We start from the raw sequence: 260 nt of genomic DNA, 5'->3' as shown, positions 1-260 counted from the left end.
GCAGCCACAAGTTCATCTGAAGTTAAAGTGTCATAATCCAGATTCATTGTTTCAAGATTCGCTGCTGCTTCTTCTTGTGTGACACCTGTATTATCTACTAAGTAATCAGTCAAGACTTGTTGTTTTTCTTCTGTTGTTGTTTTTGTATTTAAGTCAGCAATAGTTGCATCTACAGTTTCTGTTGTCGGTTCAACGATTGGTGTTGTTTCACTTGTTGAAGATTCGCTTGTTGTTTCTGAAGTTGGATTTTCAGTTGTTCC

The 260-nt window shown here is 36.9% G+C and carries 1 protein-coding gene; it reads right to left on the bottom strand.

Annotated elements, in window-relative coordinates; genetic code table 11:
• A partial coding sequence (locus ERX37_RS11530; protein ID WP_165982053.1) for a hypothetical protein occupies positions 1-260 on the bottom strand: 260 nt, incomplete at both ends.

It is taken from the genome of Macrococcus hajekii, assembly GCF_004359505.1.
Classification (GTDB): Bacteria; Bacillota; Bacilli; order Staphylococcales; family Staphylococcaceae; genus Macrococcus; species Macrococcus hajekii.
Note: the sequence above shows the minus strand (reverse complement) of the source record. Positions and strands in the feature narration are given on the sequence as shown.